The 15,698-nt window shown below is 62.5% G+C and carries 18 protein-coding genes; 11 read left to right on the forward strand and 7 right to left on the reverse strand.

All coding sequences use genetic code 11. The annotated features are described in order from the left end of the window. Window positions 1–151: 151 nt before the first annotated feature. The 8 genes from MB818_RS04955 (at window position 152) to yddG (ending at window position 7,379) form a co-directional block, all read left to right on the forward strand. The gene (locus tag MB818_RS04955; protein WP_234137226.1) at window positions 152–517 is read left to right on the forward strand and encodes a hypothetical protein; all 366 of its coding nucleotides are present in this window, start codon (window positions 152–154) and stop codon (window positions 515–517) included. 73 nt (window positions 518–590) lie between these two features. After that, complete coding sequence (locus MB818_RS04960; protein ID WP_234137225.1) at window positions 591–977, forward strand: hypothetical protein; 387 nt, start codon at window positions 591–593, stop codon at window positions 975–977. After that, window positions 974–1,906 (forward strand): sterol desaturase family protein, encoded by a 933-nt coding sequence (locus MB818_RS04965; protein ID WP_234137224.1) that lies wholly within the window; start codon window positions 974–976, stop codon window positions 1,904–1,906. The genes MB818_RS04960 and MB818_RS04965 overlap by 4 nt, the downstream gene beginning before the upstream one ends. Window positions 1,907–2,124: 218 nt before the next feature. Further along, complete coding sequence (locus MB818_RS04970) at window positions 2,125–2,964, forward strand: EAL domain-containing protein (RefSeq protein WP_238904177.1); 840 nt, start codon at window positions 2,125–2,127, stop codon at window positions 2,962–2,964. 167 nt (window positions 2,965–3,131) lie between these two features. Beyond that, window positions 3,132–4,307, forward strand: a complete 1,176-nt coding sequence (locus MB818_RS04975) for an acetyl-CoA C-acetyltransferase (protein WP_238904178.1) — start codon at window positions 3,132–3,134, stop codon at window positions 4,305–4,307. Between the two features lie 188 nt (window positions 4,308–4,495). Further along, window positions 4,496–5,218 (forward strand): acetoacetyl-CoA reductase, encoded by a 723-nt coding sequence (gene phbB, locus MB818_RS04980; protein ID WP_234162798.1) that lies wholly within the window; start codon window positions 4,496–4,498, stop codon window positions 5,216–5,218. A 350-nt stretch (window positions 5,219–5,568) separates the two neighbouring features. Beyond that, complete coding sequence (locus MB818_RS04985) at window positions 5,569–6,516, forward strand: transcriptional regulator GcvA (RefSeq protein ID WP_234137220.1); 948 nt, start codon at window positions 5,569–5,571, stop codon at window positions 6,514–6,516. Next, a complete protein-coding gene (yddG, locus tag MB818_RS04990) occupies window positions 6,513–7,379 on the forward strand; it encodes an aromatic amino acid exporter YddG (protein ID WP_238904181.1) in 867 nt (288 codons plus the stop codon). Before MB818_RS04985 ends, yddG begins: the two co-directional genes overlap by 4 nt. Here yddG and MB818_RS04995 read toward each other — a convergent pair. From MB818_RS04995 to MB818_RS05005, 3 genes are all read right to left on the reverse strand, one after another. Further along, window positions 7,376–7,540 (reverse strand): YdcH family protein, encoded by a 165-nt coding sequence (locus tag MB818_RS04995; protein WP_011046083.1) that lies wholly within the window; start codon window positions 7,538–7,540, stop codon window positions 7,376–7,378. The genes yddG and MB818_RS04995 overlap by 4 nt on opposite strands. A 113-nt stretch (window positions 7,541–7,653) precedes the next feature. Next, on the reverse strand, window positions 7,654–8,427 hold the full coding sequence (locus MB818_RS05000; RefSeq protein WP_238904183.1) for a tRNA1(Val) (adenine(37)-N6)-methyltransferase: 774 nt from the start codon (window positions 8,425–8,427) through the stop codon (window positions 7,654–7,656). Further along, a complete protein-coding gene (locus MB818_RS05005; protein ID WP_234137217.1) occupies window positions 8,424–8,639 on the reverse strand; it encodes a putative signal transducing protein in 216 nt (71 codons plus the stop codon). Before MB818_RS05005 ends, MB818_RS05000 begins: the two co-directional genes overlap by 4 nt. 56 nt (window positions 8,640–8,695) lie before the next feature. Here MB818_RS05005 and MB818_RS05010 point away from each other — a divergent pair, with 56 nt between their 5' ends. After that, window positions 8,696–9,694 carry a polyprenyl synthetase family protein gene (locus tag MB818_RS05010; protein ID WP_234137216.1) on the forward strand — a complete coding sequence of 333 codons (999 nt, stop codon included), beginning with the start codon at window positions 8,696–8,698 and terminating at the stop codon, window positions 9,692–9,694. 77 nt (window positions 9,695–9,771) lie between these two features. Here the strand turns inward: MB818_RS05010 and MB818_RS05015 are convergent, their stop codons facing one another. The 3 genes from MB818_RS05015 to MB818_RS05025 all read right to left on the reverse strand — a co-directional run bounded on the left by MB818_RS05015 (window position 9,772) and on the right by MB818_RS05025 (window position 14,117). Beyond that, window positions 9,772–10,599, reverse strand: coding sequence for a 4-(cytidine 5'-diphospho)-2-C-methyl-D-erythritol kinase (locus MB818_RS05015; RefSeq protein ID WP_234137215.1), 828 nt, complete (start codon window positions 10,597–10,599; stop codon window positions 9,772–9,774). After that, the gene (locus MB818_RS05020) at window positions 10,589–12,295 is read right to left on the reverse strand and encodes a tetratricopeptide repeat protein (protein WP_234176310.1); all 1,707 of its coding nucleotides are present in this window, start codon (window positions 12,293–12,295) and stop codon (window positions 10,589–10,591) included. The genes MB818_RS05015 and MB818_RS05020 overlap by 11 nt, the downstream gene beginning before the upstream one ends. Window positions 12,296–12,470: 175 nt before the next feature. Next, a complete protein-coding gene (locus MB818_RS05025; RefSeq protein ID WP_234142528.1) occupies window positions 12,471–14,117 on the reverse strand; it encodes an electron transfer flavoprotein-ubiquinone oxidoreductase in 1,647 nt (548 codons plus the stop codon). 231 nt (window positions 14,118–14,348) lie between these two features. On the opposite strand from MB818_RS05025, the gene MB818_RS05030 reads away from it, so the two are divergent. Then, window positions 14,349–14,657 (forward strand): EthD family reductase, encoded by a 309-nt coding sequence (locus MB818_RS05030; protein WP_238904185.1) that lies wholly within the window; start codon window positions 14,349–14,351, stop codon window positions 14,655–14,657. Window positions 14,658–14,664: 7 nt separating this feature from the next. Here MB818_RS05030 and soxR read toward each other — a convergent pair whose 3' ends face one another. Then, a complete protein-coding gene (gene soxR / locus MB818_RS05035) occupies window positions 14,665–15,120 on the reverse strand; it encodes a redox-sensitive transcriptional activator SoxR (RefSeq protein ID WP_234165600.1) in 456 nt (151 codons plus the stop codon). Window positions 15,121–15,203: 83 nt separating this feature from the next. On the opposite strand from soxR, the gene MB818_RS05040 reads away from it, so the two are divergent. Next, window positions 15,204–15,584, forward strand: coding sequence for a VOC family protein (locus MB818_RS05040; protein WP_234142523.1), 381 nt, complete (start codon window positions 15,204–15,206; stop codon window positions 15,582–15,584). Window positions 15,585–15,698: the final 114 nt, after the last annotated feature.

Raw genomic sequence — 15,698 nt, forward strand, 5'->3', positions numbered from 1 at the left:
ATATCCCGGATCATTCCCTCAGCGGGGCGCCTTTGGGCGCTCCTTTTTTGTCCGGACAAGGGAACGTTTGATTCGACCTCTTTGATCCTGCAGTATTTCAGGGCCCTGTTTTGGGGCGTTTTACAGCGATCATTCAAATCAGAGGGTTTTCATGAAACGTACCGCCTTCGTCATCCTTTCACTCTCTTTTGGCCTCGCCGGTTCCGCTGCGCTGGCCGAGTTCAAGCCGATCAAGAAAGAGAAGGACTTTCGCGCCCAGCTTGTTGACCGCAAGCTGACCGACGCCAACGGCAACTGGACCATCATCAAATCCGATGGCAGTCAGACCGGAAGCTTTGGCGGCAAGACCTACAAGGGGGCATGGACCTGGAACGGCAAGTTCTGGTGCCGCAACGGGATCATCGGCAAGAAGGAAATCGGCACCGACTGCCAATTGGTCGAGATCGATGGCAATACGACCCGCTTCACCCGTTCCAAGGGCAAAGGCAAGGTCGGTGATCCATTCACCATCAATTGAGAGAGCGTTGACGCGACGCGACCTTTGACAGAGCGCGCGCTCGGGTTTCACTCTGCGTCGCAGGGAGACGCCCATGCCACTTGAAATCCTGCTGATCCTGGTGATCGGCGGCATATCGGCCATCGCCATTGTTCTGCATCTGACCGGCCGGTCAGAGCGCGCGATACTGCACCCTGAGACACTGCAAGCCGCTTGGTTGCGACATTTCCCCGAAGACCACGTGATGGGCACGCTGCTCGCACGCGATTGTCATGCGGCTCTGGTCGAGACACAGAGCGGTCCTGGCCTGATCTGGGCACTGGGTGCCGATACCGTGGGCCGACACCTTCGGGGCTATGAGATAGACGAGGTTACGGGCGGGTTGACCATCACGTTCCACGATTTCACCGCGCCCCGCGTCACCCTGAGACTCGACCCCGATGAAGCCCCCATCTGGCAACAAAGACTGGCCCGCGCATGACCGATTCGATCAGCTACCCCGATGCAACCCAGCTGGCTGTGCCTTTCTTCATCGCTGCGATCCTGATCGAATTCCTGTGGATCGCCATCAAGAAACGCGGCGGGCGGTACGAGACCCGCGATGCCGTCACCTCACTTATCATGGGGGCCGGATCGGTGGCCGAGGGCATTGTGCTGGGCTTCATCGCCTGGGGGTTCTTCATGCTGCTCTGGCAGATTACGCCACTGGACATGGGCACATCCATCTGGGCGCTGCTGATCTGTTTCGTGCTGGACGACCTGCGCTATTATTGGGTGCACCGTTTCGGCCATAGGATACGCTGGGTCTGGGCCAGCCATGTGAACCATCACTCCAGCCAGCACTACAACCTGACCACAGCCCTCAGGCAGACCTGGACCGGCACGTTTACCTTCATGATGGTGGTCAAGGCGCCGCTGGTGCTGTTGGGCTTTCATCCGGCTTTGGTCCTGTTCTGCGGTGGGTTGAACCTGATTTACCAGTTCTGGATCCATACCGAGGCGATCGACAAGCTGCCCCGCTGGTTCGAGGCGGTGATGAACACGCCCAGCCATCACCGCGTGCACCACGGCCGCAACCCGCGCTATCTGGACTGCAACTATGCCGGTGTCTTCATCATCTGGGACAAGATGTTCGGCACCTTCGTTCCCGAGCAGGACGATGAGAGGGTCGATTACGGCCTCGTCCACAACTTAGGCACATTCAACCCGCTGCGCGTGGCCTTTCACGAATGGCTGGGCATCTGGCGCGATGTGACCCAACCGGGCCTGACCTGGCGCCAGCGGCTGGCCTATGCCTTCGCTCCGCCGGGCTACAGCCACGATGGCAGCCGAGAAACCTCGGAGGGGATCAAGGCGCGCTACCTGGCCCGTCACCCCGAACAGAAGGGGACACCCGGTTTCGAAGGTTAGAAACTCGGTCACATTCTAACAATCTCGTCGCAAGATCATGGGCCGCGCCATCGTAATTGCCGTGAAATTCCACTGAAATCAGATGGATATTCGAGCGCGACATGACACAGCTCTGGGTGATCCGTCTTTTAGTCAAATCCTGCGCTTAACCTGCGATTTACGATTTTGGCCAAGGCTGGGCACATCTCTCGTTCTGGCCTGTCCGACAAGGAACCTCGATGCGCCCCCGGATCAAGAAACTGGCAGACTTGCCCGAAGGGGCGGAAAACCCCCTGAGCGCGGCGGTGTCGAGCCGTGACCGATCCGCCGTGGCCATGGCGACCGAGGCTGTACGGCATGGCGATTGTCTGCTCGCCTATCAGCCGGTCCTGCAAACCGCGCCACCACATGGCACCGCCTTCTATGAAGGCTTCATTCGCGTGCTGGACGAAACGGGCCGGGTCATCCCCGCTCGCGATTTCATGCCAGCTGTCGAGAATACCGAAATCGGACGGGAACTGGACTGTATCGCGCTGGAAACCGGTCTGCGGGCGCTGGTTCGCAATCCGACGCTGCGCCTGTCAATCAACATGTCCGCCCGCTCGATAGGCTACCGCAAGTGGATGCAGGTGCTGGAACGCTTTCTCAAGCGGGACGAAACCTTGGGTGATCGGCTTGTCCTCGAGATCAATCAGACCTCGGCCATGGCCGTTCCGGAACTCGTGATCGACTTCATGGACAGGCTGCAACCACGCGGGATCGCCTTTGCGCTGGATGATTTCGGTGACGGCCCCATCGACTTCAACAGTTTCCGCGACTTCTTTTTTGACGCGGTCAAGATCGACGGTCGTTTCATCCGTCAGGTCAGCACCGACGCCGCCAATCGCGCTACCGTGAGAGCGTTGATCGCGCTGGCCCGCGAGTTCGAAATGCTGATTATCGCCGAATCGGTCGAAACCGAAGAGGACGCGCGCTTTCTCGCTGAAAACGGGGTCGATTGCTTGCAAGGTTACCTCTACGGCGCGCCGACCGTCACGCCGGCCTGGGAACGACCCGAAACCGCAAAGGCCAACGGCTGATCACCATCCTGGCACTACTTGTGAGACAAGCTGTCAGTTGCTGCATGTGCAGCACTCGGCTATGTCAAGGGGGCTAGAGCGGGGATAAGGGCGCTCCGGGGTCGACATCGCCCCGTCATGCCGTCAGATTTCCCCAATAGGATCATGACGGCAAAGGATCGGATCACATGACCAACGTAGTAATTGCATCTGCCGCCCGCACCGGCGTCGGCAGCTTTGGCGGCTCTTTCGCGAATACCCCGGCGCATGACCTGGGCGCCGCGGTGCTCGAAGCCGTTGTCGAGCGCGCCGGCATCGACAAGGCCGAGGTGAGCGAGACCATTCTGGGTCAGGTCCTCACCGCCGCCCAGGGTCAGAACCCCGCCCGCCAGGCCCATGTCAACGCCGGTCTGCCCAAGGAAAGCTCGGCCTGGGGCATCAACCAGGTCTGCGGCTCGGGCCTGCGCGCCGTGGCGCTGGGCGCCCAGCACATCCTGCTGGGCGATGCCGAGATCGTTGCCGCCGGCGGCCAGGAGAACATGACCCTGTCACCCCATGCCGCCGCCCTGCGCGCCGGTCACAAGATGGGCGACATGAAATACATCGACACCATGATCCGCGACGGGCTCTGGGACGCGTTCAACGGCTATCACATGGGCCAGACCGCCGAGAACGTGGCCGAGCAATGGCAGATCAGCCGCGAGATGCAGGACGAATTCGCCGTCGCCTCGCAGAACAAGGCCGAAGCCGCCCAGAAGGCCGGCAAGTTCGCCGATGAAATCGTTCCCTTCATCATCAAAACCCGCAAGGGCGACGTCGTGATGGACAGCGACGAATACATCCGCCACGGCGCCACCATCGAGGCGATGCAGAAACTGCGCCCCGCCTTCACCAAGGACGGCAGCGTCACCGCCGCCAACGCAAGCGGCCTGAACGACGGTGCCGCCGCCACCCTGCTGATGACCGCCGAGAATGCCGAAAAGCGCGGCATCGAGCCGCTGGCCCGCATCGCCTCCTACGCCACCGCCGGGCTCGACCCGTCGATCATGGGCGTCGGCCCGATCCACGCCAGCCGCAAGGCGCTGGCCAAGGCCGGTTGGAAGGTCGAGGACCTGGACCTGGTCGAGGCCAACGAAGCCTTTGCCGCCCAGGCCTGCGCGGTGAACAAGGACATGGGCTGGGATCCGGCCATCGTCAACGTGAACGGCGGTGCAATCGCCATCGGCCACCCGATCGGCGCCTCGGGCTGCCGCGTCCTGAACACCCTGCTGTTCGAAATGAAGCGCCGCAACGCCAAGAAGGGTCTCGCAACCCTCTGCATCGGTGGCGGCATGGGCGTGGCCCTCTGCGTGGAGCGTGACTGATCGCCCGAACCGGCCATAGGAACAGGGCGCCGTCAGGCGCCCTTTTTCGTGGCATTCCAAGAGCATGCTGCATCTGCGACAATATTGACGTTCTGCAACGCGGAAAATCTCCGCGAAACAATATTGCGTATTTTGCCCCCGCAGCGTAACAGCATTATCAAGCCAATTCAGATCTGGAGGATTCTTCAATGGCACGTACAGCACTCGTCACCGGCGGTTCGCGCGGCATCGGCGCCGCGATTTCCAAGGCGCTCAAGGCCGAAGGCTACAATGTCGCCGCCACCTATGCCGGTAATGATGAAGCCGCAGCCAAGTTTACCGCAGAAACCGGCATCGCCACCTACAAGTGGAACGTCGCCGATTACGATGAATCGGCCGCTGGTATCGCCAAGGTCGAGGCCGAAATCGGCCCGATCGACATCGTGGTCGCCAATGCGGGCATCACCCGCGACGCACCGTTCCACAAGATGACCCCGGAACAGTGGCATCAGGTGATCGACACCAACCTGACCGGTGTGTTTAACACCGTCCATCCGGTCTGGCCCGGTATGCGCGAGCGCAAGTTCGGCCGCGTCATCGTGATCAGCTCGATCAACGGCCAGAAGGGCCAGTTCGCACAGGTGAACTATGCCGCGACCAAGGCGGGTGATCTGGGCATCGTCAAGTCGCTGGCCCAGGAAGGCGCCCGCGCCGGTATCACCGCAAACGCCATCTGCCCCGGCTATATCGCCACCGAGATGGTGATGGCGATCCCCGAAAAGGTGCGCGATTCGATCGTCGCTGGCATCCCCGCTGGGCGCCTTGGCGAACCCGAGGAAATCGCGCGCTGCGTGACTTTCCTGGCGTCTGAGGACTCGGGCTTCATCAACGGCTCGACCATTTCGGCAAACGGCGCACAGTTCTTCGTCTGACCTGGTGCGATCCGGGAGATTGGCCGCCCCATTGCGGGGCGGCCTTTTTCGTGCCTGCAATACGACGAAGGGGCCGGCGCATCTGGCCGACCCCTCATCCCGTAAGTCCGCGCGCGCAGCGGTCAGCGGGAACCGAAAAGCCATCCCCAGACTGTGCGCAAGGCTTGTGCGCGTTCCATGTGCGCACGGTCCATAGCCCGACGGGCGGCGGGATTGGTTGTCATCTCGATCATGGCGGGGCTCCTTCGTGAATTATTCAGTTTTGCTTGACTTGATGTGAATATGCGCCCAATCAAAAAACATCACAAACGAGACATTTTCGACCTTCAGACAAGAAAAACTGAATCGACATGAGCGACCGCCTGCCCCCGCTGACCGCCCTGCGCGCCTTTGATGCCGCGGCCCGACACATGTCCTTTGCCAAGGCGGCAGCCGAGTTGAGCGTGACCCCTGCGGCGCTGTCCTTTCAGATCAAATCGCTGGAAGAGCATCTGGGTCGCCCCTTGTTCCGGCGTCTCAATCGCGCGGTAGAACTGACCGAGGAAGGGCACGCCCTGGCCCCGGGTGCACAGGAAGGGTTCGAGGTCTTGACCGCCGCTTGGCGGGCCGCCCGTCGGCTTCAGGACAACACCACTCTGACGGTGACCGCCGGACCCGCGCTCACCGCCAAATGGCTGGCGCCCCGCCTTTACGATTTTGCGCGGGCGCATCCCGAGATCGACCTGCGCATCTCGACCAGCCTGCGGCTGGTCGACCTGGCACGAGATGGGGTCGATGTGGCGATCCGCTTTGGCCAGGGGCTGGACGCGGGTCTTTATTCCATCTCTGCCCGCAAAGAATGGATGATCCCGGTGATGACCCCCGAGCTGGCGAGCCGCTACCCGACACCAGAAAGCCTGCGCGAAGCGCCGCTGATCTTTGACGAATCTATCAGCTTTCTGGATCCACCCATCGACTGGCCCACATGGTTCCGCGCAGTGGGCATGGATTTCGCCCCCAAACGCGGGGCGCATTTTTCCAATGCGGACCATGCCATCGACGCGGCGGTCGCAGGGGTGGGCGTGGTGCTGGGCCGCCGCCCGATGATCATCAAGGACGTCATCGAGGGGAGACTCGTGATGCCGTTCAAGACTGCGGTCGAGACCGATGCGCGGTTTCGCTTCGTCTGCCTTGCCGGCTCGGAAACCCAACCCAAGATCGCGGCATTCCGTGATTGGTTCCTTGCCGAGATCGCAAAAACCGCTCATATCTCGGACGGTTTGACAATCGTTCACGTCAAGGACATCCCGCCCACATGACCCGCACCCGCGCCACCGCCATCGGCTTTGTAGCCGTCCTTCTCTGGGCGTTGCTGGCGCTGTTGACGGTCGGATCGGCGCCGGTGCCACCGCTTTTGCTGAACGCGCTCTGCTTTACCGTCGGCGGGGCGCTGGGGTTGATCTGGGTCATGGCCACCGGCAACCTCTCGCAATTGCGCAGCGTCGGCTGGAGGGTATATGCCTTTGGAACGCTGGGGCTGTTCGGCTATCACGCGCTCTATTTCTCGGCGCTCAGGCTGGCGCCTGCGGCCGAGGCGGGACTGATCGCCTATCTCTGGCCTTTGTTGATAGTTCTGTTTTCGGGCCTGCTGCCGGGGGAGCGCCTGCGGCGGGGCCATCTTGTGGGTGCGGGTTTGGCCTTCTCCGGGGCGGCGTTGATCATCACCGGCGGTGGTGGTCCCGGATTCCAGACACAGTTTCTGCCGGGCTACGGGCTTGCGATGCTCTGCGCGCTGACATGGTCGGGCTATTCGGTCCTGTCCCGGCGCCTTGGGAATGCCCCCACCAGTTCGGTCGCCATATTCTGCCTTGCCACCGCGGCGGCCTCATGGGCGCTGCATTTCATGGTCGAAGAAACGGTCTGGCCGCGCGACACGCTGGGCTGGGCCTCGACCCTGGCATTGGGCCTGGGGCCAGTGGGTCTGGCCTTTTACGTTTGGGACATCGGGGTTAAACGTGGAGACATCCAACTGCTGGGAACGAGCTCTTATGCCGCCCCCCTGCTGTCAACACTTGTTCTGGTGATCAGCGGCATCGCAGCGCCCAGCTGGGTTCTGGCAATCTCTGCGCTTCTGATCACTGGCGGCGCGCTGCTGGCAGCGCGCGCCAGCTTTGCGGCTTAGACGGACAGCCGCTCGATTTCTTCCTTGAGCTTCAGCTTCTGTTTCTTCAGCTGGCTGATCTGAAGGTCGTCAGTACCTGGCGAACGCTGGGCTTGTTCAACTTCGAGACTGAGATTTGCGTGCTTTTTCTTCAGTTCGGTCAAATGCGCGCTCACACTCATGGCGATCCTCCTTCTCTGTTATGAATGAATCAAGTTGAGCACATCCCAAGCGGCCTGTCACGCGGGCAGCGGTCGCATTCTGTCATAAAACCGACATATCGGCCAAACCCGGCCTATCCGGCACCGGGCCAGTGCAGCGGCGCCGGTTCGCGCAGAACCTTGGCGATTTCAGGCAGGTAGTGGTCGCGATCACCCGGATGCCGGGCGCCCTGATGCAGGATCAGGCCGGAATACAGGCGAAACGGCGCCCGCCCGCCCTTGCGGGCGCGCAGAATCACCAACTCGGCGGCGCGACCCTGACGCGGAACCAGTGGCAACACCTCGAGCGAGCCCAGTCTGTCGTCGCAGGCGGCCAGCATGTCGGGCAAACGGTCGGCCTTGGCGATCATGTGCAGATAGCCGCGATGGGTCAGCCGCCGCGCCGCCGCATCGATCCAGAGCGCGAGCGGCGTTTGCTCTCCCAACGCGGTGGCCCGGCCCGCGTCGCTGGCCGGGCTGTGGGTACCAGCCAGATAATAGGGTGGGTTGGCGATGACATGGTCAAAGCTCCGCTGTCGCAGCGTCTGTGGCAGGGCCGCGATATCGCCTTCGACAACGTCGAGCGCGATATCGTTCAGCGCCGCATTGCGCCGGGCCAGATCGGCATAGCCCGACTGCAATTCGACCCCCGTCAGCGCCAGTGCCGGCACCCGACGACCAAGGCACAGGATCGCCGCACCAGCGCCACAGCCCAGTTCCAGCACCGATTGTCCTGCCTGCGCCGTGACGCTGGCGGCCAGAAACACCGGATCAACCCCGGCCCGATACCCGGCCCGCGGTTGATAGAGTTGCAGATACCCACCCAGGAAAGCGTCGCAGGTCAGTTCGCTTTCGGCAAAGGTGGTCATCTTCCCAGCGGAATGCCATTGTCGGTGACCACGCGCAGGGCGTCGTCATAATCCTCGTCCCGCACCATCATGCGGCGCGGAAAGATTCCGATGCCGCCTTCGAGGATGCTCATATTTACGTCCATCTGAAAGCAGTCTATATCCTCGCCCTCGAGAAGGGCGGATGCAAAGGCCATGACGGTCGGGTCGGTGCTGCGCAAAAGTTCCTTCATAAGGATGGATGTAAGGGCAAGGCTGGCGCATTGTCGAGCCTTGTTGCAGGAGAGCGATGGACGCCAAGGTGAGCACGAAACCGCATGAGATGCTGGCCGCAACCCTGTCCGATGAGATGGCGGCGGTAAACACGCTGATCCGTACCAGGATGGCGTCGGACCACGCGCCCCGCATCCCCGAGGTGACGGCGCATCTGGTCGAGGCGGGTGGCAAGCGCCTGCGCCCGATGCTGACACTGGCGGCGGCGCGGCTGTGCGGCTACCAAGGCGAGGACCACGTCAAACTGGCCGCCACGGTCGAGTTCATCCATACCGCCACCCTGCTGCATGACGACGTGGTGGACGAAAGCGGCCAGCGCCGTGGACGTCCTACGGCCAATTTGCTCTGGGACAACAAATCCTCGGTGCTAGTGGGCGATTACCTGTTTGCCCGCAGTTTCCAGCTGATGGTGGAAACCGGCTCGCTCAGGGTGCTGGACATCCTTGCCAATGCCGCCGCAACCATCGCCGAGGGCGAAGTGCTGCAAATGACCGCGGCCAGCGACCTGCGCACGGACGAGAGCATCTATCTGCAAGTGGTGCGGGGCAAGACGGCGGCGCTGTTCTCGGCCGCGACAGAGGTTGGCGGCGTGATCGCGGGCGTTCCCGAGGCACAGGTCAAGGCGCTGTTCGACTATGGCGATGCCCTGGGTATCGCGTTCCAGATCGCCGACGATCTGCTGGATTATCAGGGCGACGCCAAGGCGACGGGCAAGAACGTGGGCGACGATTTCCGCGAGCGCAAGCTGACCCTGCCGGTGATCAAGGCGGTGGCGCAAGCCACCGACGAAGAGCGCGCATTCTGGGTGCGGACCATCGAAAAAGGCAAACAGACCGAGGGAGACCTGGGCGAGGCGCTGGCGCTGATGGAAAAATACGGCACGCTGGAGGCGACCCGGGCCGATGCCCGCGCCTGGGCCGCGAAGGCACGCTCCGCACTGGATGTGCTACCCAATCACGAGATCCGTGCCATGCTGAGCGATCTTGCCGATTATGTGGTGGCGCGGCTGAACTGAAGCGAGGGGGCGCTGCCCCCTCGGCCCTGACAGGCCTCACCCCCGGAGTATTTCTGGCGAAATGAATGGGACAGGGGTCAGAGCACCCGACCCCGGGCGCACCACCAGTCCGGGTGACGTCGTCTAAGCACCGGCTCAGCGGGCGGATGATCGGGTGAAAACAATCCAAAGCAGGTCGCCCCGGATCCTGACATACCGGCAAAAAGTGCGCCGGCCTCGCTCAATGCATCGATGACTTCGGTGATCACCGGTTGCTGGGCAATGGCTGGCAGGGCCAGATCGTTGCGCTGGTTTGCGAGCCAACCGGCGAAATCGGGCAGATCGCGCCATCGCGGCAAGTCCCGCTCCATGGGCGGATTATTCTTTTCAGCAAGCGTGCGGAAGATGGTCGGCGTCGAGACTGCAACGCGCGGATTGACCAGCAGGATATCCATCGCGGGCAGCGGCGGCACCGGGTTCAGCCGCTCGCCGATCCCGCTCATGCGGCGCGGCATCGCGGACAGGCAGACCGGAACATCGGCCCCCAGCGAAAGGGCCTGCTCGGGCTCTGGCAGGGACATATCCCAAAGCTGCGCCAGCGCGCGCAGACCTGCCGCCGCATCCGCCGAGCCGCCGCCGATGCCCGAAGCGACGGGGAGCCGTTTCGTCAGGGTGATCGCAGCGCCACGGTCGGGCGCCAGCAGGCGTGCGGCACGCAGGACCAGATTGTCGGGCTCGGCGTCAAGCCCGCCCGCTTCGGGCCCATCGATATCGAGGCTAAGCCGATCCGCCGAGGTCACCCGCACCGTGTCACCGACATCCGCGAAGACAACCAGCGAATCGAGCAGGTGATAGCCGTCGTCACGCTGGCCGGTCACATGCAGGGTCAGGTTGATCTTTGCCGGCGCAAAGACCTCAATCGCCATTGGCGACCTTCAGCGGCGGCACACCCTCCTCGGCCAGAACCCGGTCGAGGCCGATTTCCAGCTTGCGGCGAATACGGTCCGGGTCGGCCTCGCCATCGGTATCGTCGGGTTTGATGAAGGAGAGCGCGCGTTTCCACTGGAATTCGGCCTCGCGCACGCGGCCCACCGCCCAGAGCACATCGCCCAGATGATCATTGACCACCGGATCGACCGGCATCAGCTCGACCGCGCGCTCCATATGCCCGACGGCCTCGTCATAGCGGCCAAGCCGGAACAGAACCCAGCCGAGGCTGTCGACGATATAGCCGCTGTCGGGTCGCGCCGCGACGGCACGTTCGATCAGGTCCAGTGCTTCGTCCAGCTTCTCCTGCTTTTCGACCAGCGAATACCCCAGGTAATTCAGCACCTGCGGCTGATCCGGGTTCAACTCAAGCGCCGACCGGAAATCGGCCTCGGCACCGGGCCAGTTGCCCAGACGTTCGTGACAGATGCCGCGTGCATAATACAGGAACCACAGGTTCGGCGCGCCGGATTCGGTGAACTCCAACGCCTTGTCATAGGCGGCAGCCGCGCGGTCATAGGCCTCTTGCTGCCGCTCCAGATCGCCCAGCGCCACAAAGGCCTGCGGTTGCGTCGGATAATCCTTGGCCAGTTTCTCCAGCACCTCGATGGCAGCGTCCGGTTTGGCCGAGCGGCGCAGCGCCTCAGCCCGGCCCAATTCCGCGGCGTGATAGTCGGGACTATCGCTGGGGATTTGCTTATAGGTGGCCACGGCCAGATCGTACTGGCCAAGCGATTCAAGCAGGCCTGCCGTCATCAGCAGCGCGTCGATATGGTCGGGGCGCAGATGCACCGCAGAGCGGATATAGATCAGGGTGAAATCATCCGCCGCCTCGCCATTCAACGCGGCGCCGATGGTAAAGAACACTTCGGCCAGACCATCCCGGACCGAGCGGACCAGAGAGAAGGGCAGCGTTTCCCCCGCTGCCAGACGATCGGCGATATCGGTCAATGCCGGGTCGAAACTGCCGTTGAATACGTCGGCCAGCATTTCGAGCGCCTGGTCATTCCGATCCAGTTGCGACAGGATCTCGGCGCGGGCCAGGGCCGCTCGCCGCGAGATGGTGGTCAATGCCCCGTCATCGGCGGCGAACAGCGCCTCGGCACCTTCGAAATCACCAACCGAGGCCAAGGCCATCGCCTTGTGGTAATTGGCGAAACCGCGCAGCCCAGCCTCGTCCGCCACCTTGTCGAACTGCGCCAGCGCACGGGCGACCGAGCCCAGCCCCATCTCGGCCCAGCCTGCAACCAACCCGTCGACCAGCTTGCCCACACCCCGGGTTTCAGGGTCGCGGTCCAGAATTTCCTGATAGCGCTCCTCGGCCAGCAGATGAACCGCGATGGCGATATTGGCAACTTGGCTTTTCAGCCCTGCCTCCTGCATCAGCAGCGCGATCGGATAGGCCTGCTCGTGCCGCCCAAGCGCCAGCTGAGACAGAACCATGTTTTCCATCAGGGCCGGGTTCTTGGGGTCGAAGGCGAGGGCGCGCGCGAAGTAATCCGCGGCAGCCGAGAAATCATTGTCATATGCCGCCTGGCGCGCTGCCAGATACGATCCCGCGCCCACATCCGCCGACACCGGCAGTGCCAGCGCCGAGACCAGTACCGCCGCCACCGCTTTTTTGACCAGAGACATCGCCAAGGATCCGCCTTTTCCTGCTGCTTTCCCGCAAAGCTAGGGCGTTGCGGGCGCGGGTGCAATGGCTGGGGGGTCCGGGATCGATAAGCAGCAATAAAGATCCGGTCATCTGCACAAAAGAAAACACCGGGCTGCATGTCGGCCCGGTGTCTGTCTTGGTATCAGCGCCCGATCACATGTTCGGATAGTTCGGACCGTCGCCGCCCTGCGGGGTGACCCAGGTGATGTTCTGGCTGGGGTCCTTAATATCGCAGGTCTTGCAGTGCACGCAGTTCTGGAAGTTGACGACAAAGCGCGGGCCCGCCTCGTCCTCGACCACCTCGTAGACGCCGGCCGGGCAATAGCGCTGCGCTGGCTCGTCGTATTTGGGCAAGTTGACCTTGACCGGCAGGTCGGGGTCGGTCAGCCGCAGGTGGCAGGGCTGGCTTTCCTCGTGGTTGGTGGCGGCAAAGGACACGTTGGTCAGCCGGTCAAAGGACAGCACGCCATCGGGCTTGGGATAGTCGATGGGCTTGTGTTTGCTGGCATCCTCGGTCGCGGCGGCGTCGGTCTTGCCATGGCCCAGGGTGCCGAACAGCGAAAAGCCCAGTGTATTGGTCCACATGTCGAACCCGCCCAGCGCCAGGCTGGCGGTCAGGCCCCATTTCGACCACATCGGCTTGACGTTGCGAACCTTTTTCAGGTCCTTGCCGATCGGGCCGCTGCGCACTTCGGTCTCGTAATCGCTCAGCTCGTCCGACTGACGGCCCGCCTTGATGGCGGCATGGGCGGCCTCGGCCGCGGCCTTGCCCGACAGCATGGCGTTGTGGTTGCCCTTGATGCGCGGCACGTTGACCATGCCGACCGAGCAGCCCAGCAGCGCCACACCGGGCGCCACCATCTTGGGCATCGACTGGTATCCGCCCTCGGTGATGGCCCGGGCGCCATAGGCCACGCGTTTGCCGCCCTTCAGCAGCTCGGCCACCATCGGATGATGCTTGAAGCGCTGGAACTCCATGTAGGGGAACAGGTGCGGGTTCTTGTAGTTCAGGTGCACCACGAAACCGACATAGACCTGGTTGTTGTCGAGGTGGTAGATGAACGACCCGCCCCCCGCATTGCCGCCCAGCGGCCAGCCCATGGTGTGCGTGACCGAGCCTTCGCGGTGCTTGGCCGGGTCGATCTCCCAGATCTCTTTCATGCCGACGCCGAATTTCTGCGGCTCCTTGCCTTTTTGCAGGTCGTATTTGGCGATCACTTCCTTGGCCAGCGACCCGCGCACGCCTTCGGAGAGGAAGACATATTTGCCGTGCAGCTCCATCCCCGGCTCTGTGTTGGGGCCATAAGAGCCGTCGGCCTCCAGGCCAAAGACACCGGCGACCACGCCCTTGACCTCGCCATTGTCGCCATAGACCAGTTCGGAACAGGACATGCCGGGGAAAATCTCGACGCCCAGTTCCTCGGCCTGCTCGGCCATCCAGCGGCAGACATTGGCCATCGAAACGATGTAATTGCCGTGGTTGTTCATCAGCGGCGGCATCGGGAAGTTGGGGATGCGGATCTGCCCGGCCTCACCCAGCATATAGAAGTTGTCATCCTTGACCGGCACGTTCAGCGGTGCGCCCTTTTCCTTCCAGTCGGGGATCAGCGCGTCCAGACCGCAAGGGTCCAGCACCGCGCCCGACAGGATATGCGCGCCCACTTCCGAGCCCTTTTCCAGTACGACGACGTTCAGGTCGGCATCGAGTTGTTTGAGACGAATGGCCGCCGACAGGCCCGCCGGACCCGCCCCGACGATCACCACGTCATATTCCATCGCTTCGCGTTCAATCTCGGCCATCGTGACGCTCCTTGGCTTTGGTTTGGCTCTCCGGTCGCGGGCCGGACGCAATAAAGTTTCGCGCTTGATTACAGGCTATGCAGGTCAAGCGTCAATTGAAACGCGAGGTTATATTCGCACATGCAGCATTTCCCGCGCCTGATGAGGGGTCTTGCGGGCCTTTCAGGATAATTTGCCGCATCCTCGGGAATCGCCCTACTCTGTCCCCACCCCTTTATCTGGAGAGAGTGAATGCCGGTATCCTTGCAAGTCGCCTATCCCGCCCGCGACGACACCAGCTTCGATTACGACTACTACCTTGGCACCCATATGGGTCTGGTTGCTGAACACATGGGCGCCCATATCCAGAACACGGTTGTGACCAAGGGTTTGGCAGGCGGTCCCGACACACCGCCCGCGTTCCACGCGATTGCAACCATCGTGTTCGCCGATCAGGGTGCGATGAACGCGGCGATGGCCGCCGCCGGGCCGGTGGTGGCGGATATCCCGAATTTCTACAACGATGCGCCGCAGATGCTGATCGGCGAGGTGGTTGGCTAAACCGGCGTCACAGGTCCCCGGTCTCGTCCAGCACCAACCGGGGGCCTGGTCCCTTGCTCCCGGCGCGGTCGGCCGGATTGTAAAGCGCACAATTGGGCAGGCTCAGGCAACCGCAGCCGATACAGCCGTCCAGATTGTCGCGCAGCCGTTCCAGCGTTGCGATTCGCTGGTTCAGCCGGTCGCGCAAGCCGGTGCTGATGCGGGTCCAGTCGGCGCGGGTCGGAGTGCGGTTGCCGGGTAGCCCGGCAAGGACCTCGCGGATTTCCGGCAACGTCAATCCCAATTGCTGTGCGATCATGACAAAGCTCAGCCGCCGCAGGTCGGCGCGCTGATAGCGCCGCTGCCCGCCTGCATTGCGCCAGGGCGCGATCAGCCCTTGGGTTTCGTAGTAGCGGATCGCCGACACCGCCAGCCCGGTGCGCCGCGCCAAAGCGCCGATAGAGAGGCCTTCGGAAGCCGACATATTTTTTCCCACACAGACCTTGACCTAAAGTTAGGTTTAGAAATTATCTTCACTCGTGGCAACAGAGCAAAAGGAAGATTTTCATGAAGGCCACACTGGAACACGCAAACTTCACCGTCGCCGATCCCAAGGCGACCGCCGCCTGGCTGAACACGGTCTTCGGCTGGGAAACCCGCTGGGAGGGCGCCGCGATGGCGGGGGGCTATACCGTGCATGTGGGCGATGCCCATACCTATCTGGCCCTTTACGCCCCGCCCGCGCCGGTCGCTTCGACCGAGAGCAGTTACGATGTGATCGGCGGTTTGAACCATGTGGGCGTGCTGGTCGATGACATCGACGCGACAGAGGAACGGGTTCGCGCGGCCGGGTTTAGCCCTCATAACCACGCCGATTACGAACCCGGACGCCGGTTCTATTTCGACGATGACAATGGCATCGAATTCGAGGTGATCAGCTACGCCTGAGGCGGGGTTCTGCCCAACCACCGCTTGTCCCCTCTTGCATTCCACGCCCGGTTTGGGTCAGGTAAACAGCAACCCAACAGTCGCCCCGGCGCATCGCGCGGCGGGGCGATACAA

The sequence above is a fragment of the Ruegeria alba genome, from assembly GCF_022321465.1.
GTDB lineage: Bacteria > Pseudomonadota > Alphaproteobacteria > Rhodobacterales > Rhodobacteraceae > Ruegeria_B > Ruegeria_B alba.